The following is a 20,399-nucleotide window of genomic DNA, read 5'->3' as shown; positions in this document are numbered from 1 at the left end:
CTGCGCGTCCATGCTTCGGCCCTGCCCCACGTTCGATATGGCCCTTCCGTCGCCCTATCAATACATCGTATGCGATTTAATCTTTTGCGCTTGACATACGCGAAGGCTTCGTCCAATATTAGACGCATGCGATTACATCGCATACGATCTAAATAGCCACGCATCCAAGTGTCAGAGGAACCCATCATGACCCGAATCGAAACCGTCATCTTCTCCGGCAAGACCCACACGACCGTCAATCGCGACCCGGCCGTCCAGCACGGCGAGCATGGCGCCGTCGACATCAAGCTGTCGGCCCCCGGCGGCGAGAACCACGAATTCATCGGCGCCGCGCCCCACCCGAGCGCCGAGCAGTTCTTCGCGGGCGCCTGGTCGGCCTGTTATATCGGCGCACTTGGCATCGCCGCTTCACTGAGAAAAGTCGAATTGCCCGCCGACACCTCCGTCGATATTCAGGTCGACGTCGGCCAGACCGGCCCGGGCTGGTTCCTTGGCGCCCACTTCACTGTGCGCGTACCGGGCGTGGCCCAGGAACTCGCCGAGGCGCTCGCGCGCTCGGCCCACCAGATCTGCCCGTACTCGAAGGCCGTGCACGGAAACATCGAAGTCGCCATGAACGTCGTCACGGCGTAAGCCAAACGCTCACCCTCAATCCAGCCAGTCACTTTTCTAGCGAGATCCCATCATGAAGACCCAACTCATCGTCGCCCTGTTCGCCGTCCTTTCCGCCACCGCCGCACCTGCATTCGCCAGCGGCTATGGCCCCGCGCCCGGCTACCGTCCCACCGTCGGCGCTCCGGCGTCGCAACGGGGCCAGAGCCTCCAGACGCTGGCCGCCGAAGGCGCTGACGAAAGCACCGCGCAATCGGCTTATGGCGGCAGCGTCGTTGGCCGCGCCGAAGCCGGCAGCCGCACCCCCATCGCGCAGCGCGATGCGCTGTTCGCACACCACTAAGCCCGTGCGCCGGGCCGGGCGGAGCCGTGACCCGCAAGCGGTATTGAATCCATTGCGATACAATCGCATGCGATAAGATTGCCGCTTGCCGGCGCACCCTTAGCCCAACGAGGATCCCGATGAAATCGACGGAACGCCCCACGGAGATGCCGCTCTCCGACTTCCTGTGCTTCGCGGTCTATTCCACGAACCTGGCGTTCGGCAAGGCCTATAAGCCGATGCTCGAGGAACTCGGTCTCACCTACCCGCAATACATCGCGATCGTGGCGCTCTGGGAAGAAGACGACCAGACCGTGAGCGGCCTTGGCGAAAAGCTGTTCCTGGAATCCAACACGCTCACGCCGATGCTGAAGAAGCTCGAAGCCATGGGCTATCTCGAACGGCGGCGCGACCCCGAGGACGAGCGCCAGGTGCGCGTGAGCCTCACCAGGAGCGGCCGGCGGCTGCGCGAAAAGTGCTTCAAGATGGACCTCACCGACGCCACCGCGCTCGGGGCCGACGAATTCGTGAAGCTTCAGCAGCAGATCGTCACGCTGCGCGAGAACCTCATCAAGCACGTGCAAAATCGCTGAGGATTGCCATCTAATTGATTTATCACATGGGCCAATGATAGTCGGCAGGGTTCGTTGACGCCTCAACGTTGCCCGCGCGGTGGCGCTATAATTTCGCCGCCCCTTGCCGCATCACCCACCTGCGCCCTCTCCGTGACTGCACCCACGCCACACGTCTCGCCGCGCCCCACGCTGCCCGGGCTTTTTCTGATCTTCAGCCGCATCGGCTTGACGAGTTTCGGCGGCGGCGTGAGCGGCTGGCTGCTGCGCGAATTCGTCCAGGATCGCGACTGGATCAGCGAAGAAGACTTCCTCAACGGGCTCGCCATCTCGCAGGCGCTGCCCGGCATCAACGTCAAGAACATGGCCATCTGGATCGGCCACCGGCTGCTGGGCTGGCGCGGCGCCGCGGTTGCCGTGGCCGGCATTGTCGTGCCGCCCGCGTTCGTCATCATCCTGCTCGGCACCGTGGTGGGCGCGCTGATCCTGCACCCCTTGACCCAGATCCTGATCGCGGGCGCCGCCGCAGCAGCCACGGGCCTGTCGCTCTCGATGGGCGTCGTGACCGCGCGGCGCGTGCGGCGCCAGGTGCCGCCCCTGTTGTTGATGGTCGCCACATTTGTTGCGATCGGCGTGCTGCGCCTGCCGCTCGTTTGGGTGGTCGTGACTGGCGGCGGCTTGAGCGTGCTCTACGAATACGTGGCGATTCGCCGGGGCGCGCGATGAACGCGCGCGTGCTCGGTCAGCTTGCCGCCATTTTCGCGCCACTTTCGCTCGTCACGATTGGCGGCGGCCAGGCGATCATCGCGGAGATCCAGCGTCAGGTCGTCGACGTGCATGCGTGGATGACGCACTCGCAGTTCGCCGCCGACTTCGCGATCTCGCGCATGGCGCCGGGGCCGGGCTCGCTGCTCGTCACGCTCATCGGCTGGCAGGTGGCCGGCTTCTGGGGCGCGGTCGTCGCGACCGCCGCGCTCTTGCTGCCCACCGGTTTGCTGATCTACGGCGTGACGCATATATGGGGCCGCTATCAGGGCGCCGCGTGGCAACTGGCGCTCGAACGCGGCTTGCGCCCGATCGCGGCAGGCATGATGCTCGCGGCGGGCTGGGTGCTGCTCAAATCGCTCAACGGCGGCCTTCCCGCGAAGGCGATTGCCGTGGTCTCGCTCTGCGTGCTGCTCAGAACGCGGGTGAGCCCGCTCGTTCTGCTGCTGGCCGGCGCGCTCGCGCTGCTGGGCGCGAGCCTCGCCGGCGCGGCACTGCCGCACTGGCTCCAGGTGCAGCTCACGTAGCGCATCGCCGCCTCCTTCCGCATGATTGATAGCTAACGCTTCTTCGCCACGCGCGAAAGCGGCCGTTACAACTCCACGGGAATAGGACGGTACCTGGCGGGGTATACCCATTGCAGTCTCCGTCGGATCGACCGGATCTCCACCGGTTGCCGAACCACGCTATTTCTTAAGGAGTTCGAAATGAACACCCGCCGCCCGCTTATCGTCTCGCTCGCCTCGCTCGTCACGTTCGCTTGCATCGGCGCGCTTTCCACCGCATCGGCCCAGGGCCTCACGCGCGCCCAGGTGCGCGAGCAGTTGATCGAAGCGCAGGCCAACGGCTCGCAGTTCGTGACCGACAGCTCGTATCCCGACGTGAGCCCCGTATTCGCACAGCAAGTCGCGCGCGCGAAGGCGCAACAGCAACAACAGCAGGAACCCAGCGGCATGGGCGCTCCCATGCAAGGCACGAGCGCCGCCGGCGCGCCGCACACGGAGTGCGTGGGGCCGGTGAGCTTCTGCAATCTGTATTCGGGAAGTTGAGCCGCGGTCGCCGCGCCCGCACCGAAACCGCAAGCGTCCGGCGCAGCCGAAGGCGCTCGACGAAACGTCACGCCCCGCCCGAAACGAGCGGGGCGTTTTGCGTGCGTTACAGGACAAACCCTCCCCCCCAATTGCCTCGCCGCGTGACTACACTATGTGCGTCGGCACGCGATTGCCATGCGCAACCGGGTGCCGCCCGCCAGCACGATGACCACTGGGAGGTGTGCTGTGCTCCGCCTGATCTTCGCCCGCACTTCGCGCCCCGCGGCGGCGCTTACCCTTGCGGTTGCCTTTCCGCTTTCACCCGCGCTTTCACCCGCGCTTTTACCTGTGCTAGTCCCCGTGCTTGCCGGCGCGTTCAGCCTCCAGGCGAACGCGGCAACGCCTGCTTCACCGGCCACCAGGCCACCCGCCAAACCGGCCGCAGAACAAGCCGCCGCCAGCAAGCCCCCGGCAACCCCGCCCGCCACGGCGGACAACGCGGACAATGCGGATACCGCGACTAGTGCGGATACTGCGGACACAGCGGTCACGGCCGCCACCGCCGGGGCGGCGCCCGACTTTTTCTCTCTTGCCGAGCGCTACGGGCCCGCCGTCGTGCACGTGATCGCGCGCGGCGCCGATGACCAGACCGCGCCGCCCGAGCAGGAAGCCATCGACGCCGACGATCCGTTCTTCGCGTTCTTCAAGCGCGCGCCGCGCCCCGCTTCCGGCGCCGACGCCGGCGGCCCGCGCGTGATGATGGGCGCGGGCTCGGGCTTCATCGTCAGCCCTGACGGCGTCGTGCTAACCACCGCGCATATCGTCGACAACGCGGAGGAAGTGAGCGTGCGTCTCACCGACAAGCGCGAGTTCAAGGCGGAGGTGGTCGCCGTCGATCCGCAAAGCGACGTGGCCGTGCTCCAGATCGACGCCCACGACTTGCCGTTCGTGAAGCTCGGTGCCGCCTCGAAGGTGCACGTGGGCGAACCGGTGCTGTCGATCGGCTCGCCGGACAGCTACCAGAACACCGTGACCACCGGCATTGTGAGCGCGACCTCGCGCACGCTGCCCGACGGCCGCGCGTTCCCGTTCCTCCAGACCGATGTGGCGGTCAATCCCGACAACTCGGGCGGCCCGCTATTCAATCGCGCGGGCGAGGTGATCGGCATCGACGTGCAGGTCTACGCGGACGGCGGCCGCTACGAAGGCCTGACCTTCGCCATTCCGATCGAAGCGGCCAACCAGTTCCGCGCGCAGTTGCAGGCGGCGAGCAAGGCCGCGCCCGCAGGCGCCTCTCCGACCGCCAACGCCGCCAACGCCACCGCCAGTTCAGGCGCTATCCGCACGTTCGGTATGCAGGTCGAAGACGTGAGTCCCGGCCTCGCCGCGGCGCTTGGTTTGCCGGGCACCGGCGGCGCGCTGGTCGATGCCGTCGACCCCGCCTCGCCCATCGGCCACGCGGGCATCAGGGCCGGCGACGTGATCGTGCAGGTGGGCAACAAGCCGGTGGACCGCGCCTCGACACTCGCTGCGGAACTCGCCGCCGTGCCGCCCGCCACGCCCGCTTCGCTCAAGGTGATCCGCAACCATCACGCGACCCAGGCGGGATTCTCGAATACGGCATTCGAGCCGAAGGCCGCCGCTGCAACCGAGGCAATCCCGGCGATCCCGGCGGCCCAGGCGGCGCAAGCCACCGACGCGCGCGCCGCACCTGGCGCGACGGATGCGATGAGCCCGCCGCCCTCAGGCAACGTGCGAGCCGTCAAGACGGTGATGACCGACACGAGCGCGCAAGCCACCCCCGCCGCCGTGGCGACCGCGCCCGCCGCCCGGCACGCGGCGGACCGCCTCGGCCTCGTCATGCACGCCCTGAGCGCCGACGAAAAGCGCTCGACCGGGCTGCCGCTCGGCTTGATGGTGGAAGCGTCCAATGGCCCCGCCGCGAGCGCGGGCGTGCGGCCGGGCGACGTCGTGCTCTCGCTCGACAGCACCCTGGTCGAGTCGCAGGAGGAAGCGGCCGCCCTCGAAGCGAAGGCGAGCAAAAGCATGTCGCTGCTGATCCAGCGTAACAATGCGCGCAGCTTCGTTGCCGTGAAGCTCAGGTAACGCGCCTCGGCGACAAGCTCAACTCACGCCACGCGCTCAGCGCGGCGTGAGTTGCGCGTAGACATCGTGCGCGAGTTGCAGCAGCACCTTGCGGTCGATACCGCCTGAAAGCGCGTAGCCGAAGTCGCCGTCCACCCAGTAGAAGACGTTCACGGGGCCGTCCTCGTAGAGCTTGAACGCGGTGGTGTTGGCGCTCGCCTTGCGGTGCGAGATGCACAGCGTCACGCGTTCGCCCTGGGCGTTGTGATACATGAACTGTGCGACTTCGCCATCGTCGCCGGGCAGCAAGCGGCCGCCCGAAAGTTCGAAGCCGCTCTTCGCGAGCATCGGCGCGCGCACGTTGGTGCCGAGACGGCCGGCGAGCCACTTCACGAAGTCCTGCTCCTGGCTGTCGTCCATCGTGTCGGGGCGCGCCACCGTCGGCATGTAGACGACGTGCGCGAGCGCCGCTTGCTGAGCCAGGCGCTCCGTGCCATCCGCGCTCACCGCATGCAGCTCGCCGCCACCCGCGCCGCCCGGCGTGCCGACGCCCCCTGCACCGCCCATGCCGTAGTGCATGCCCCAGCCGATCCCCACGCCCAGCACGAGCGTGGCCGCGAGGCCCGCGAAGCGCGACCAGTTGGCCGCCGGGCGCACCTTGATTTGCTCGGGCTGCGGCGCGGCCACGCGCAAGCGCGCGGGCAGCGGCTCGTTGAGCACGCGGTCGTAGCGCTCGTGCAGCAGGTTGTTGAGCGCGAAGAAGTCGCTCGCGCGCGCGGCGAGATCGGGGTTGCGTTCGAGCTCGCGCTCCACATCGGCGCGGCGCGCCTCGGAAAGCGTGCCGTCCACGTAGGCGTGAATCTCGTCTTGCGTGACTGGGTTTTGTTGCTCGCTCATCGCACCACCTTCAGGTTCGCACGCGGGACGGAACCGGCCATGAGCGCGCGCAGGCGCTCACGTCCCCTCGACAGACGCGACATGACCGTGCCGATCGGTATGTCGAGCGCCAATGCGACGTCGGCGTAACTCATTTCCTCCAGCCCCACCAGAAGCACCACCTCGCGCTGCTCGACGGGCAGGCGTTGCAGCGCGTAGTCGAGATCGCGCACCTCCAGCGTGCCCATCTGGCTCGCGGGCACGGCATAGTCGGCCTCGGGCACGCTCTCGTCGTCCACCGAAACGTGCGCGCCGCGCGACGCCGACTTGCGCACCTGGTTCACGAAGATGTTGTGCATGATCGTGAAAAGCCAGGCGCGCAGGTCGGTGCCCGAGCGAAACAGCTCCGTGCGGGCGATGGCGCGCTCCAGCGTGTCCTGCACGAGGTCGTCGGCCAGCTCGCGGTTGTTGATCAGTGCGCGCGCGTAGCGTCGCAGGCGCGGCACGTGTTCTATCAGCTCGTCACGGATGTCCATGTTTCATCCTGGGTTGCATCCCGGTTTGCATCCTCAAATGCGCTCACGGTGCGCCGCCGTCGCGCGACGGCATCGTCGCGAGGTCCGCCGCGCGCATGAGCCCGTGCGTTTGCGCGTTGCCCGCGAGCACCCAGCGCGTGCCGTGCTCGCGCCACATCAGGAGCCGCAGCGGCCCCGCGCGATGAGCGCTCCACTGCGGCGCCGCGCCCGCGAGCCAGGCGGGCGCGCCGAGCAGCACCACACGCTCGCCTTCGTTGTTTTCGTACACATAGCGCTGCGCCCGCGCGAACGGGCCGACCTTCACCTCGCCGCCGCCCACGTAGGTGAGGCCGGCCGGGCCAAAATTGAACGGCGGTTGCACCGCGGCGTCCACGGCCGCCTCCGGGCCGGCGTTCGCCGCCTCCATGAGCGCCATCACTGCGGCGTCGTTCAGCATCTGCTGCGACGGGTCCGACGCCGAGACCCACGCCAGCGCCGCACCGGCCAGCGCGAGCGCCGCCGCGAGAGCCATAGCGTAGCGCAATGCGCGCCTCGGCCGGGCGGGCGCGCCGTGCGGCTGCGCCGCCTGCGCGGGGTACGCATCGCGGATCTGCGCGTTCAGGCGCCGGTAAAACAGAATGCGCCGCCACTCGCCGGGCCGGCCCGCGAGGTAGCGCCGCACGCTTGCCGCACGCGCGCCGGCAAGCGTGCCGTCGCTATAGGCCTGAATATCGGCTTCGGAAACCGGCGGCTCGTCGAGCGGCCCGCGGAACTTCATGATCGTGGCGCAATGCTGGGTGGAGATGCCGGACTAACACGCCGCCGCGGCAATTATTCCCGCCGTGATTCGAAATAACGAGTCGAACGCGGAATCGGCAGTAAATTAGTGCCATATTACTCGCGGCAAGTGAAACGGGAAAGCGCTCGGCCCGCGGCGGCGTTGGTCTCTCTGCGACACTCCGTTCTACATGACAGTCATGTCATTAATTCGGATTGCCAGGCAAATTCGTTTTGCATGCATCGAACCCGTCAACGCGATGTGAACGGCTGCGTGCTCATCGCATCCGCATAAAAAAATTGCCTGTTATCCGCGCTGAATATTGTTCGAATTATTTCCTTACATCCACGTGCGAGCATCACGCCCTGCTGCCGCGCGCCTTGCGGCAGCTTTGCAATTACGGGGATACAAGTGAAATTCGCCACACGCCTGACCGCCTTGTCGTTCGCGCTGCAAGGTCTCGCATTTCAGCCATGCGTCGCGCAGAGCACGCTCAACTACACCACGTCCTGGATCGGCAACAGCTTCGGTTTCGGCGACGGCAAGTGGATGCAGCAAGACGTCGAAGCGATCGCGGTCGCGCCCGACGGCACCGTCTACGCCAACGCGCCCTGGGATGAAAGCGGCAGCGAGATCGGCGTCTATCGCGGCGGCGACAAGCTCGCCGTGGGCGCCAACACGCATGGCTGGGGCAACGCGGGCGGCGACGCCATCGCCGTGAACAGCACCTATGTGTACGCCGCGATGTCGATCGGCAATCAGAACAACGGCCTCGTGGGCGCGGACTATCCGCCCGCTAACCAGACGTGGTTCGGCGTGACGCGCCGGTTGCGTTCGAACGTGGCGCAAGGCGCGCCGTTCACGAGCGGCATCGGCAACAGCGCCAACGCGACGAAGAACAGCTTCCTGCGCGTGCTCGCGGCTTCGAGCAGCACGGACGGCGCCGTGCGCGGCCTTGCCGCCACCGACACCGAACTCTATGTGGCCGATACCGCCGACAACCGCATCGTGGTCTACGACGCGCAGACGATGCGCCAACTGCGCTCGTTCACCGTGCCCTCGCCCGGGCGCATCGCGCTTGGCGCCGACGGCACGCTCTGGGTAGTCCAGGGCATGCAGGACGCGAGCGGCGCGAGCATCGGCCACTATCGCGCGGACGGCACCGCGCTGAACGACGCGCCCGCGCTGCCCTCGGGCACCGTGCCCACCGACCTCGCCTTTGCGCCCTCGGGCCAGCTTTCGATTGCCGACAACGGACCCTCGCAGCAAATCCTGCTCTACAGCCGCGCGTCGAATGGGCAGATGGCGGCGGCCGGCGCGCTCGGCACGCGCCAGGGTATTTTTCATGTCGTAGAGGGCACGCCCGGCGACTGGCGCTTCAACGGCATCACGGGCATCGGCTATGACCAGGCGGGCAATCTGTACGTCGCGCAGAACGGCCAGGGGTTGCGCCCGTTCGGCACCGCGCTCGTGGGCCAGGGGGCCGTGCTCGAAAGCTACGCGATGGGCGCGCGCTCACTGGGCTGGCGCCTCGATGGCCTCACGTTCGTCGATGCGGCCGCCTTCGACCCCGCCAACGCGGCCAACGTCTACACCGGCTCGAAGCGCTTCGCGCTCGACTACAGCCAGCCGCCGGGCAAGCAATGGACCTACGCGGGCTTCACGCTCAACCGCTTCGCCTATCCGGACGATCCCGCGCTGCACTCCACGCGCGGCGCGCGCGGCTCGCCCATGGTGCGCCGCTTCAACGGGCAGTTGTTCCTCTACACGCTCGACCAGTACGCGCACTACCTGAACGTCTACCGCTTTTCGCCCGCGACCGATGGCGAAGTCGCGATTCCCTCGGGCTTCCTCGCCCAAAATCCGCTGCCGGGGAACTGGCCCGCGGGCCAGCCCACCTACGGCGAATGGATGTGGCGCGACGCGAACGGCGACGGCAAGGTGAGCGCCGACGAAATCACCTCGAACCCTTCGACGGGCGCGACAGTCGGCAATGGCTACTGGTGGGTCGATACGCCCGGCAACGTGTGGCTCGCCACGCCCGCATCGGGCATTCGCGAGATGCCGCTTCAGGGGCTCGACGCGAACGGCAATCCCCAGTACACCTACGCATCGTCGAAGATGTTCGCGATGCCCGCGCCGTTCAACCGCATTGCGCGCATCGTGTATGTGGCCGAAACCGATACGATGTACATCACGGGCTTCACCGCCGCCATACCGTGGAACGCGTCGCTCTGGAAAGAGGCCGGGCCGGTGCTCGCGCGCTACGACAACTGGTCGAGCGGCTCGCCCACGCTCACGTGGCAGGCTTCGCTGCCGTGGAACACGAGCGGCAATCCGCAGGTCACGACCGTCGGGATAGCGGTGGCGGGCAACTATGTGTTCATCGCGGAGCTTTACACGCCGCGCGTGGATGTGTACGACACGCGCAGCGGCCAGATGGTCGGCTCGATGACACCGGGAGCGAACGTGGGCAGCACCACCGGGTGGGTGGATATCTATATGGGCATCAGCGCCGCGCAGCGCGACAACGGCGACTATGTGGTGCTCGTTGAGGACGACGCCCGGGCCAAGATTCTCATGTACGAGTGGACGCCAGGGTAGGAGTTAGCCACCTGAGCTCATCGTGCGGCGTCGCCGGTCAGTTCGTACGCACCCCAGAAGAGCGGGCGCCTGCGCGTACGTACCGTCAGCTAGCAACGCCCTTCAATGACGGCCCGAAACCTGCGTGGAAAACGCCACGCGATTGCGCCCGTCGCGCTTGGCGCGGTAGAGCGCGGCGTCGGCTTCTTCGATGAGCGCCGTTTCCGCGAGTCCTGGCGTGGGCGTGAGCGTCGCCACGCCCACGCTGATGGTGAGGTGCTCGCTCACGGCGGAGCCGACGTGCGGCAACGCCAGCGCAGCCACGTCGCGGCGCATTTTCTCGGCGAGCAGGCGCGCGCCCGCGCTGCCGCTGCCCGGCAGCACCACGGCGAATTCCTCGCCGCCAAAGCGCGCCACGAGGTCGCGCGGCTGGCGTATCTCGCGGCGGATCGTGGTCGCCACCGAGCGCAACACGTTGTCGCCTGCCACGTGGCCATACGTGTCGTTATAGGGCTTGAAATAGTCCACGTCGATCATCAGCAGCGAGACTTCGGTATGCTCGCGCAGCGCGCGCTTCCACTCGGCGCTCAGGAATTCGTCCAGATAGCGGCGGTTCGAGAGTCCCGTGAGCCCGTCCGAATGCGTGAGGCGACGCAACTCCAGATTCGCCTTGAGCAGCTCCTGCTGCGAGCGGCGCAACGCGCGATAAGCCTCGTCGCGCTGGAGCATGTTGACATAGGATCGCGAATGATATTTCACTCGCGCGATGAGTTCGACGCTGTCGGGCAGCTTCACCAGATAGTCGTTCGCACCCGAGGCGAACGCCGCGCTCTTGATGGCGGGCTCGTCCTTCGTGGAAAGCACGATGATCGGCACGTCACGCGTCGCCTCGTTCGCGCGGTAGGCGCGCACGAGCGTCAAGCCGTCGGTGCCCGGCATCACGAGGTCCTGCAAGATCACCGTCGGGCGCACTTCCTCCGCCGTGCGCACCGCCTGCTCGGGATGCGCACAGTAGTGGAAGTCGATCTCACGCTCGCTCGCCAGCGCCCGGCGCACGGCCTCGGCCACGATCGCCTGGTCGTCGACGAGCAGCACCATCATCGGCGTGTCGGCGGCGGGCAGGGTTTGCTCGAGCGCGCTGCGCACGGCTTCCAGCGCGACCGCGAGCGAAGCGTCGTCGGGTCCGCCGGTGTCGAGGCTGGCGTTGGCAGGAAGTGTGGACTTCTCAGTCATGATGTCGGTGCGTCTCGTGATGAATGGCGGCTAGCCGGCAGATGAATTCAGTGGTTTGACCCGGCCCGCAAGCTCGGGAGCAATCGCGTCGAGCGGCAGGATCGCGCGTGCGGCGAACAGCGCGGCCGCGGCCTTCGGCATGCCGTACACGGCGCTGGTGGCCTCGTCCTGGGCGATCGTGTGCCAGCCCTTGGCACGCATCGCTTTCAGCCCGATCGCGCCGTCGCGTCCCATGCCCGTGAGCAGCACGCCGATCGCCTCGCCCGCCCAGTGCTCGACGAGGCTGTGAAAGAACGTGTCCACGGAGGGGCGGTAAGGCGTGTCGGCAGGCTCGCGAGTGTAAGCCAGCTTGCCATGCGCTGTCATGCGCAGATGATCGTTGGTGGCGGCGAGCAGCGCGCAACCGGGCGCGGGCCGCTCGCCCTCCAGCGCGATGCGCACCGTGAGCGCCGTCTGGCCGTCGAGCCAGCTCGCCATGCCCGCCGCGAACGACTGATCCACGTGCTGCACGATCACGATGCCCGCGCCGAAGTCGGCGGGCAACGCGCCGAGCACGGCGGCGAGCGCGCTGGGCCCGCCCGCCGAGGCGCCGATCGCAACGAGGGGCGCGCTCTGCGCGCCGGACGCCGCGATTGCGGCCCCGCGCGCGGCCATGTCGAGCGCGCCGGACACGCGCCCGATCTGCTCGATCTTCGCGAGCAGCAAATCCATCGTGCGGCGCGCGTCCGGGCCCGCGAGCGTGGGCGTGTCGACAGCGTCGAGCGCGCCCGCGCCCATCGCCTCGTACACGCGCCAGGCGTTCGCGCCCACGCTGCTCGTGACGATCAGGATCGGGCACGGCGAGCGCGCCATGATCCGCCGCGTGGCCTCCACACCGTCCACCTTCGGCATGACGAGATCCATGAGGATCACGTCGGGCACTTGCGCCGCGCAGAACTGCACGGCCTCTTCCCCATTCGCGGCGACCCACAGCACGCGGTGGCCCGGCCGCGTGGCGATGGCGAGGCGCAGCGCCTCGACGGCCAGCGGCATGTCGTTGGCGATACCGATCTTCATCCCGTCGCCTCCCCGATCAAATCGTTCACGGCGTCGAGCAGCGCCTCGTCGTGGAAGCTGCCCTTGGTCAAATAGTAGTCGGCGCCGGCGTCGAGGCCGCGCCGCCGGTCGTCTTCGCGATCCTTGTACGAGACGATCATCACCGGCACGTTGCGATGCTGCGCGTCGCCCTTGATCATCGTGACGAGTTCGATGCCGTCCATGCGCGGCATGTCCACGTCGGTGATCACGAGGTCGAAGCGCGCGTTGCGCAAGGTGTTCCAGCCATCCATGCCGTCCACGGCCACCGTCACCTCGTAGCCGCGCTTTTCGAGCAGCTTGCGCTCCAGCTCCCGCACCGTCAAGGAGTCCTCGACAACGAGAATCCGCTTGCGCGCGCGCACCGCATCGTGGCCGCCGCGCGCCACGCCCGCGAGCTGTCCGTCACGCACGAGGCGGCCCACCGAGGCCACGATATCCTCCACGTCGACGATGAGCGCCACCGCGCCGTCTTCGAGCAGCGCCGCGGCCATGACATTGCGCACCTTGCCCAGACGCGCGTCGAGCGGCTGCACGGCGAGCGTGCGCTCGCCCGCGAAGCGGTCCACGGCCACGCCATAGAGGCCCGTTTCGCCACCCACGAGCACGACGTTCAGGTCGCCCGTCGCGTTCGGCTCGGCGAGCGCGCCGAGCAACTGGCGCGCGGTCACGAGGCCCACGGGCCGCCCTTCGAACGGGATGTGCTGCTGACCTTCGAGCATCTCGATCGCGTGGCGCGGCACGCTGAGCGCGCGGCGCACATGTGCGAGCGGGAACGCATAGGCTTCGCCCGCGACTTCGACGATGAGGCTGCGCACCACCGAAAGCGTGAGCGGCAGTTGCAGCACGAAACGCGTGCCCTGCCCGGCCGTGCTTTCGATGCGCACGGTGCCGCGCACCGCCTTCGCGAAATTCTGCACGGCGTCGAGGCCCACACCGCGCCCCGACACGTCGGTTACGGTGTCGCGCATCGAAAAGCCGGGCAGCAGCAGGAAATCGAACAGTTCGGCGTCGGACATCGCGGCGGCCGCCTCGGCCTGCGCGAGACCGCGCGCGACGATGCTCGCGCGCAGTGCATCGAGATCCACGCCCGCGCCGTCGTCGGCCACGGTGATGAGCAGCTTGCCCGCGCTGTGGCGCGCCTCCAGCGTGAGGCTCGCTTCCTCGGACTTGCCCGCGCGCCGCCTTGTTTCGGTGTCCTCGATACCGTGATCGAGCGCGTTGCGCAGCAGGTGGCCGAGCGGCGCGTCGAGCATTTCGAGGATGTCGCGATCGACCTGGGTCCACTCGCCGACAATGGCGAAGCGCACGCGCTTGCCGAGCGAGCGCGCGAGGTCGCGCACGATGCGCGGATAGGCATGCGCGGTGTCGCCGAACGGCCGCATGCGGCATTGCAGCGCTTCGTCGTAAAGGCGTTGCGCGAGCTGCGTTCCCCTGCGGTCGATGCGGTCGAGATCGTCGAATCGTTCGGAAAGCTGACGATCGAGCCCGACGAGCGCTTCGCGAATGCCCGCGAGCGCTATGCGTGCGTCGGCGTCGAGCGCGTCGACGTGGCGCTCGTGGAACTGGCCGAGCGCCGCGAGCACGTCGCCCTGCGCGCGGCGCACGCGCAGCAGGCCATCGGCGAACGGCCGCATGCGGCGCGACTCCACGAGCGATTCGCCCGCGAGGCCGAGCAGCCGGTCGAGCGTGCCCGCGCGCACGCGCAGCATGCGCTCGGCATCGGCCGGACGCGGTTGCTGCGGCTGTGTCGGCACGATGGGCTCGACGGCCGCAGGTTCGGGTTCGGGCTCAAGTTCGGGCGCCGGTTCCGGCTCGGGCAGTCGCAGCGAGGCCGAGAGCGCGGCGAACGCGTCGGCCTCGTGCGCCTCGTTGGGGGTTGACGCCAAGCCGGTGAGCCGCGCGACGAACGCCTGCACCGCCTCGTGCGCAAGCGGCGGCGCGCTGGCGTCGCCCGCCGCGATCAGCATGTCGATGCCGACGAGCAACGCGTCGATGCGCGCCGCGTCGATGCGCAATTCCCCGCGCTGCGCGGCGACGAAGCAATCCTCCATCGCGCTCGCGACCTCGACGGCCTCGGGCAGCCCGACGATGCGCGCCGCGCCTTTGAGCGAGTGCGTCGCGCGCATGCAGTCTTCGAGCGTGGCCGCGTGTTCGGGCGCGGACTCGAGCGCGAGCAGTCCCGCCGAGAGCGTGCGCGTTTGCGCCTGCGCTTCCTCGCGGAACAGGTCGAGCAGCGAGCGGCGGCTCAGTTCGTCGTCGCTCATCGCAAACTCCTTGCCAACGCATCGAATAGCGCATCGGCGTCGAGCACGCCCACCGAGCGGGCGCGCCAGTTCGTCACGCCGCGCACGTGACGCCCCGCCGACTGCGCGAGCGTGGCGGGCGCGGGCAACAATTCGTCGGCGCTGAAACTCGCCACGCCTTCCACATCGTCCACGGGAAACGCCGTCGTCGCGCCCGCCCATTCCGTCACGAGCAGGCGCGGCGTGGCGGCGCGCTGCCCGGCCGCGAACGCACCGGACGCCGCAGGCTCGATATGCAGCAGCGCGGCGAGCGAAGCCGCGAGCGTGAGCACGCCGCGCACGTTCACCACGCCGAGCACGGCGGCGCTGCGCCGGTGCGGCAGCGTGTGGATGGCGCGGGCTTCGTCCACGTGGCGCAGGACGGTGGCCGGCAGCGCGAGCCATTCGGCGCCCACGCGGAACACCAGCGAGCCTTCCTTGCCCGCCTGTTGCCCCGCTTGCGCGCGCGCGGGCGTGGCGACGGCGGGCGCAAGCGCCTGCACGGGCGGCGCGGGCCGGTCGAGCATGCGCGCGGCGGCGTCTTCGAAAACCGGGCAATTCAGGCAGCGCACGCACTGTTCGAGGCGCGGGCACGAGTTGTCGCCGAGCGTGCCGATCACCTTCCAGCACATCGACGGCGGCGGACTGGCAAGCGCCGTGTCGGGCAGCAGGTCGCGTTCAGGCATGCGCGCCTCCCGCGTCGCGTTCATTGCGTTCATCGTCCCCGTTCTGCTCGGCGGCGCGTTGTGCGCGGCGCATCAGGCGGCGCGCGCCGTCAGCGTCGCCCTGCACTTCGAGCAGCGCGGCCAGATGCGTCAGTGCTTCGTAGTGCGAAGGCTCCAGATAGATGGCCTTGCGATAGTGCCCGTGCGCTTCGGCCGCGCGGCCCTGGGCGTCGGCGATGAGGCCGAGCAGGTACCAGGTGTCGGCATTGTGCGCGAGCGCCTTCGCGGCGTCGGCGGCGAGGCGTTCGGCGTCGGCGAGCGAGCCCGCGTCGGCGAGACGCCGCGCCTGCGCGAGCGCGGCCTCGGGCGTGGCATCCGTCTGCGCGGTCGCGGCCGGCACCCGCACGACGGCCGCTGCGCGCGGCGCGGGCGCGCCATGCAAGGGCCGCAGGGCGAGCGGCGGCGGCGCGGGCCGGCGCGCCGGCGCGGCCACCGGCGCGTCGAGCGGCTTGAACACCGACGCGCTGCCGAGCGCGGGCGCGGCGGCCGTGGCCGCGATGACCGGCAGCGGCGCGGGCACGGGCGCGGCGTTCGTTTCGGGCGCCGGCACGCGGAAGCCGAAGGCGAGCGGTATATACGCCGACGCCATCTCGTGCCGCATCATCAGCCCCGTTTCCGCCGGTCCGACGAAGATCATGCCGCCTTCGGCGAGCCGCGCGCGCAGCAATCCGATCGCGCGGTCCTGCGCGGCGCGGTCGAAATAAATCAGCACGTTGCGGCAGAAAATGAAGTCATAGCGCACCGGATGCGGCGCGAGCCATTCGAACAGGTTCGCGCGCTCGAAGGTCACGGCGCGCCGCACCGTCGACGCAATGCGCCAACCATCGGGCGTCGCCTCGAAGTAGCGCTCGCGAAACGCGAGGCCGTCGCCGCGAAACGCGTTGCGGCCATACACGCCGCGCGCCGCCGCCGCGATGGACTGCGCGCTGATGTCGATCGCGTCGATGGCGAACTGCTCGTGCACGAGACCCGCGTCGAGCAACGCCATGGCCGCCGAGTACGGCTCCTCGCCGCTGGAACACGGCGCGCTCAGCACGCGCAGCACCTCGCCGGGCTGCGCCGCGAGCCGCTTCGCGCCAAGGCGCGCCAGCGCGGCGAAGGCCTCGCGCTCGCGGAAGAACCACGTCTCGGGCACGACGAGCACGTCGATCAGCGCCTGACGCTCGGCGGGCGTGGTGGTGAGGCGTTGCCAGTACGCTTCGCGCGCCCATTCGGGCAACGCCACGCCGCTCGCCCACTCGTTGCGCTGGGCGTGAGCGGCGACCCCATAGCCATCGGCCGCTTCCACGCCCACGGTCGCCGCCGCCCGCGCGCCCACCGCGCGCGCGAGTGCGTTCGCGCCGAGCGATTCGGCGTCGATGCCGGTTTCGTCGAGCAGCCAGGCGCCAAAGCGCGGATCGACCATCCTCATGGCGCACCTTGCCACGTAGGCGGATCGGGAAAGAGCAGCGCGCGCACGCGCGCATCGAGCAGTTGCGCGACTTTCACCCACTGGACGAAACCGCTTTCGTCGCGCGCGACCGGCCCGAGCCAGCGCGCCTCGGGCGTGGCGATGCCGCCCTCGGCAAAGCGCTCGGGCGCGATGGACTGCGTGCGGGTCGCGCATTCGAGCAGCAACGCGAGACGGCGCGAGCGCGGCGGCTCGGACGAACCCGGGGAGCCCGCCGTGCCGTCATGGTCGTACACGAGCACGAGCCGCGTGGACATGAGCGCGCGCGCGGGCCGCCCGAGCGCAAGCATCGACAGGTCGACCACGGGCACGGGCGCGCCCTCGTGGTCGATCACACCGGCGATATACGCGGGCGTGCCCGGAAACGCGCGCACGGGCGCGAGCGGCAGCACGTGCGCGATCTCGCGCGCATCGAGCGCGTATCGCTCGCCGTCCAGTTCGAACAACAGGAAGAGCATCGCCGCTCCCGCGTCAGGCCTCGATCCTGAACCGCGACACGCCGGTGCGCAGTTCGTTGGCGACGAGCGTGAGATTGTCGATGGCCTGCGACGACTGGCGCAACGACTCCGCCGTCTGCTGGGCGGCTTCGGAAAGCTGCGTGAGCGCCTGGGTGATCTGCTCGGCGCTCGTGGCCTGCGCCTGCATGCCGTCGTTCACCACCTGGAAGCGCGGCGCGAGCGTCTGCACCGCGCCGATGATCTGCGAAAGCTGCGCGCCCACGGCTTGCACGTCGTGCATGCCGCGCCGCACCTCCTCCGCGAACTTGTCCATGCCCATCACGCCCGCCGACACCGCCGACTGGATCTCCTTCACGGTCTGCTCGATGTCGTAAGTCGCGACCGCCGTCTGGTCGGCCAGGCGCCGGATCTCGGTGGCGACCACCGAGAAACCGCGCCCGTACTCGCCCGCCTTTTCCGCTTCGATCGCGGCGTTCAGCGAAAGCAGATTGGTCTGATCGGCCACCTTCGTGATCGTCGCGACCACCTGGTTGATGCTCACCGCCTTCTCGTTGAGGATGGCGAGCTTCGCGTTCACCGAGCCCGCCGCCTCCATCACGCTGCGCATGGTGTCTTCCATGTGCGTGAGGCCGCTCTGGCTCGTGCTGGCGAGCCCGGCCGACTGCTCGGCGACGGTGGCGACTTCGCTCATGGTGCGCACGAGGTCGCGCGCGGTGGCGAAAATCTCGCGCGACGTCGCGCCGATCTCGGTCGTGGTGGCCGCCGTCTCGCTGGCCGTGGCCTGCTGTTCCTTCGAGGTCGCGGCCACTTCGGCCACCGAGGTCGTGACCTGGAGCGACGACTTCTGCGCCTGGGCCACGAGACTCGCGAGTTCGTCGCTCATGCGGTTGAAGCCGTCTTCCAGCACGCCGAATTCGTCGCTGCGGTTCAGTTGCAGCCGCTGCGAAAAGTTGCCCGTGCGCATGGAATCGTGCACTTCCACGAGGCGCGCCATCGGCACGGTGATCGCGCGATAGAGCGCGTAGCCGGTGACGAGCGCCGCGAGCAGCACCACGCCGAGCGCCGTGGCGAGCGTGATCTCGGTGCCCGTGACCGAGCTGCGGATGGTTTGCGCGGAGTCGTCGGCCTGCTGACGGTTTTCCGCCACGAGCGCGTTGGCCGTGCTGAGCACTTCCTGCCACGCCGGGCCGATCTGCAAGAACGCGGCTTGCGCCGCCGCACGCGAGCCGGGCAACTGGTGCGCCACGGCCGTCGCCATCGGCAGATAGCGCGCATAGGCGTCGCGAAAGCGCTGGAAGCGCTCGCGGTCATCGCTGCGAAACACCGAGCGCTCGTACAGCCGCGCGGTTTCTTCCACCTGCGTCACGGCCGCGGGCAGGCTGGCGAGGTCGCGCGCGAGCGTGTCCGGATCGGAATCGACGAAAGCCGCGCGCTCGACGAGGCTGTAGGTCTGGTTGGCCGCCGCGCGCAGCGAGGTCGCGTAGAACAGGCCCGGCACCGAATCGTGCGTGAGGCTGAGCGCCTCGCCGTCGATGGAGCGCAGGCGGTCGTAGGAAATGGCGGCCATCGCGAGCATCAGCACGAACAGCAGGCCGAAGCTGAGGACGATGCGCGTGCCGAGGGTGAAGCGACCCTGGGTCTGTCGCGGAAGGCCGGCGTGGCCGGATCGGGGCATGGCGGTGCTCATTACGCTAAGGGCTCTCCGGTGGCGGGGACCGGCGCGCCACCCCTGCCGGCGAGGCAGGGCGCGGCGGCGCAGGGCGAGGCCGCGCGCGCGGCCTCGACCGCCGTAGTGTAATGCGTTCGCGCACTTTTTGGGACAGTGCAAACGGCCGAACAGCCACGTAAAACGGGGCTTGCCGGGCATTTTGAAATGGCCGGCAAGGTGCTGGAAGAGCGTTTTCGGAGGGGCGGCGCGGCTGGCGCCGATGCACGGCGCATCGGCGCACTTGCGTGCGGCCCGCCTGCGCGGCGGGTTCCGGCTTACTTCTTGACGAAGCGCAGCGTGGCGTCGACGACCATCTCGCGATGGCGCGCGCGCAGGCGCGGATGCGACGGATCGCGCCCGAACGCCGCGCCGAAGGTATGGCGGTTGCCCACGCGGTGGAAGCACATCGAGCTGATGAGCAGGTGCAGGTCGATGGGATCGATGTCTTCGCGGAACGCGCCGCTCGCCACACCGCGCGCGAGCAGGTCCTCGATCGTGCGGATCGCACTGGCGTTGCGGCTGCGGAAAGTCTTGAGGCGCTCGATGTACTTCGCGCCGTGAATGTTCTCGATGGTCACGAGGCGCACGAAGTCGCGATGGCGGTCGTGATAGTCGAAGGTGAATTCGACGAGTCGCCGCAGACCTTCCACGGGGTCCAGTTCGTCGATGTGCAGGTCCAGTTCGAGCGCGCGGATGTCGCCGTAGACCTTGTCGAGCACCGCTTCGTACAGCCCTTCCTTGCTGCCGAAGTAGTAATAGAGCATGCGCTTGGTCGTGTTGGTGCGCTCGGCGATCGCGTCTACGCGCGCGCCTGCGAGACCCATGGCCGAGAATTCGGCGGTCGCGACTTCGAGGATATTGCGCTTGGTCTGCTCGGGATCGTACTTGCGGCGGCTTTCGGATTGAGCATCGTTGCGTTCGGCCGAGGCCGCCGGTCTTGCCATATTTTTTGTGGCCCGCAGCAGGGATGGGATGCGGGCGATTCTAGCATGGTGGGTGGGGGGGCTTCGGTGCTGCCGCTGGGGGGCTTTTGTGGCCGGGGTTTTCGCGTTTCCTTGTGGTCGCGTCGGTCTGCGAGCGTTGCCCCTGTGCGGGGAAGTTGATTAGTTTCTCACGGTATATTAGAGTTAACTTTATCAACAAAATCAAAGTCTTAAGTTCATCCGGGTATTCGTGGGTCTATCACGGTTCACGGCGTGAATTGTCCTTTTCTAGTCCCCGCGTCGCGAACCGGCCGAGGGTGTGTCAAAACACGTGCGATCGCCTAGACTGAATCAACCTGTTAGCGCGAGAGGCGGAGATGGGGCGATTTGTCGAAGGTGCAAAC

General features: G+C 68.4%; 19 protein-coding genes. 8 read left to right on the top strand and 11 right to left on the bottom strand.

Annotated elements, in window-relative coordinates:
* Window positions 1-186 precede the first annotated feature (186 nt).
* From C7402_RS40315 to C7402_RS47530, 7 genes are all read left to right on the top strand, one after another.
* The gene (locus C7402_RS40315; protein ID WP_116614518.1) at window positions 187-633 is read left to right on the top strand and encodes an Ohr family peroxiredoxin; all 447 of its coding nucleotides are present in this window, start codon (window positions 187-189) and stop codon (window positions 631-633) included.
* Window positions 634-685: 52 nt separating this feature from the next.
* Window positions 686-955, top strand: a complete 270-nt coding sequence (locus tag C7402_RS40310; RefSeq protein ID WP_116614517.1) for a hypothetical protein — start codon at window positions 686-688, stop codon at window positions 953-955.
* Window positions 956-1,074: 119 nt separating this feature from the next.
* Window positions 1,075-1,527, top strand: coding sequence for a MarR family winged helix-turn-helix transcriptional regulator (locus C7402_RS40305; protein ID WP_112177207.1), 453 nt, complete (start codon window positions 1,075-1,077; stop codon window positions 1,525-1,527).
* A 132-nt stretch (window positions 1,528-1,659) separates the two neighbouring features.
* Window positions 1,660-2,232, top strand: coding sequence for a chromate transporter (locus tag C7402_RS40300; RefSeq protein ID WP_224040015.1), 573 nt, complete (start codon window positions 1,660-1,662; stop codon window positions 2,230-2,232).
* Window positions 2,229-2,798, top strand: coding sequence for a chromate transporter (locus C7402_RS40295; RefSeq protein WP_112177206.1), 570 nt, complete (start codon window positions 2,229-2,231; stop codon window positions 2,796-2,798). Before C7402_RS40300 ends, C7402_RS40295 begins: the two co-directional genes overlap by 4 nt.
* Before the next feature lie 180 nt (window positions 2,799-2,978).
* A complete protein-coding gene (locus C7402_RS40290; protein ID WP_116614516.1) occupies window positions 2,979-3,320 on the top strand; it encodes a DUF4148 domain-containing protein in 342 nt (113 codons plus the stop codon).
* Between the two features lie 330 nt (window positions 3,321-3,650).
* Window positions 3,651-5,408, top strand: a complete 1,758-nt coding sequence (locus tag C7402_RS47530; RefSeq protein WP_165842104.1) for a trypsin-like peptidase domain-containing protein — start codon at window positions 3,651-3,653, stop codon at window positions 5,406-5,408.
* Between the two features lie 36 nt (window positions 5,409-5,444).
* On the opposite strand, the gene C7402_RS40280 is transcribed toward C7402_RS47530, so the two are convergent.
* The 3 genes from C7402_RS40280 to C7402_RS40270 are packed head-to-tail and all read right to left on the bottom strand — an operon-like array spanning window position 5,445 to window position 7,556.
* Window positions 5,445-6,284 carry an anti-sigma factor family protein gene (locus C7402_RS40280; RefSeq protein ID WP_116614515.1) on the bottom strand — a complete coding sequence of 280 codons (840 nt, stop codon included), beginning with the start codon at window positions 6,282-6,284 and terminating at the stop codon, window positions 5,445-5,447.
* Window positions 6,281-6,799, bottom strand: coding sequence for a sigma-70 family RNA polymerase sigma factor (locus C7402_RS40275; protein WP_112177203.1), 519 nt, complete (start codon window positions 6,797-6,799; stop codon window positions 6,281-6,283). The genes C7402_RS40280 and C7402_RS40275 overlap by 4 nt, the downstream gene beginning before the upstream one ends.
* Window positions 6,800-6,842: 43 nt before the next feature.
* Window positions 6,843-7,556 carry an anti-sigma factor gene (locus C7402_RS40270; RefSeq protein ID WP_116614514.1) on the bottom strand — a complete coding sequence of 238 codons (714 nt, stop codon included), beginning with the start codon at window positions 7,554-7,556 and terminating at the stop codon, window positions 6,843-6,845.
* 411 nt (window positions 7,557-7,967) lie between these two features.
* Between C7402_RS40270 and C7402_RS40265 the strand changes: the two genes are divergently transcribed.
* Window positions 7,968-10,160 (top strand): NHL repeat-containing protein, encoded by a 2,193-nt coding sequence (locus C7402_RS40265; RefSeq protein WP_425273821.1) that lies wholly within the window; start codon window positions 7,968-7,970, stop codon window positions 10,158-10,160.
* A 102-nt stretch (window positions 10,161-10,262) separates the two neighbouring features.
* Here the strand turns inward: C7402_RS40265 and C7402_RS40260 are convergent, their stop codons facing one another.
* The 8 genes from C7402_RS40260 to C7402_RS40225 all read right to left on the bottom strand — a co-directional run bounded on the left by C7402_RS40260 (window position 10,263) and on the right by C7402_RS40225 (window position 20,016).
* Window positions 10,263-11,240, bottom strand: coding sequence for a diguanylate cyclase domain-containing protein (locus tag C7402_RS40260; RefSeq protein WP_208949077.1), 978 nt, complete (start codon window positions 11,238-11,240; stop codon window positions 10,263-10,265).
* A 162-nt stretch (window positions 11,241-11,402) separates the two neighbouring features.
* Complete coding sequence (gene cheB / locus C7402_RS40255) at window positions 11,403-12,428, bottom strand: chemotaxis response regulator protein-glutamate methylesterase (protein WP_116614511.1); 1,026 nt, start codon at window positions 12,426-12,428, stop codon at window positions 11,403-11,405.
* A complete protein-coding gene (locus tag C7402_RS40250; RefSeq protein WP_116614510.1) occupies window positions 12,425-14,713 on the bottom strand; it encodes a hybrid sensor histidine kinase/response regulator in 2,289 nt (762 codons plus the stop codon). Before C7402_RS40250 ends, cheB begins: the two co-directional genes overlap by 4 nt.
* Window positions 14,710-15,417, bottom strand: a complete 708-nt coding sequence (locus C7402_RS40245) for a chemotaxis protein CheW (RefSeq protein ID WP_116614558.1) — start codon at window positions 15,415-15,417, stop codon at window positions 14,710-14,712. Before C7402_RS40245 ends, C7402_RS40250 begins: the two co-directional genes overlap by 4 nt.
* The gene (locus C7402_RS40240) at window positions 15,410-16,867 is read right to left on the bottom strand and encodes a CheR family methyltransferase (RefSeq protein ID WP_116614509.1); all 1,458 of its coding nucleotides are present in this window, start codon (window positions 16,865-16,867) and stop codon (window positions 15,410-15,412) included. The genes C7402_RS40245 and C7402_RS40240 overlap by 8 nt, the downstream gene beginning before the upstream one ends.
* The gene (locus tag C7402_RS40235) at window positions 16,864-17,364 is read right to left on the bottom strand and encodes a chemotaxis protein CheW (RefSeq protein WP_116614508.1); all 501 of its coding nucleotides are present in this window, start codon (window positions 17,362-17,364) and stop codon (window positions 16,864-16,866) included. Before C7402_RS40235 ends, C7402_RS40240 begins: the two co-directional genes overlap by 4 nt.
* A 13-nt stretch (window positions 17,365-17,377) precedes the next feature.
* Window positions 17,378-19,051, bottom strand: a complete 1,674-nt coding sequence (locus C7402_RS40230; RefSeq protein WP_116614507.1) for a methyl-accepting chemotaxis protein — start codon at window positions 19,049-19,051, stop codon at window positions 17,378-17,380.
* A 296-nt stretch (window positions 19,052-19,347) separates the two neighbouring features.
* Complete coding sequence (locus tag C7402_RS40225) at window positions 19,348-20,016, bottom strand: TetR/AcrR family transcriptional regulator (protein WP_112177194.1); 669 nt, start codon at window positions 20,014-20,016, stop codon at window positions 19,348-19,350.
* Between the last annotated feature and the right edge of the window lie 383 nt (window positions 20,017-20,399).

The organism is Paraburkholderia unamae (assembly GCF_003096875.1).
Lineage (GTDB): Bacteria > Pseudomonadota > Gammaproteobacteria > Burkholderiales > Burkholderiaceae > Paraburkholderia > Paraburkholderia unamae.
Note: the sequence above shows the minus strand (reverse complement) of the source record. Positions and strands in the feature narration are given on the sequence as shown.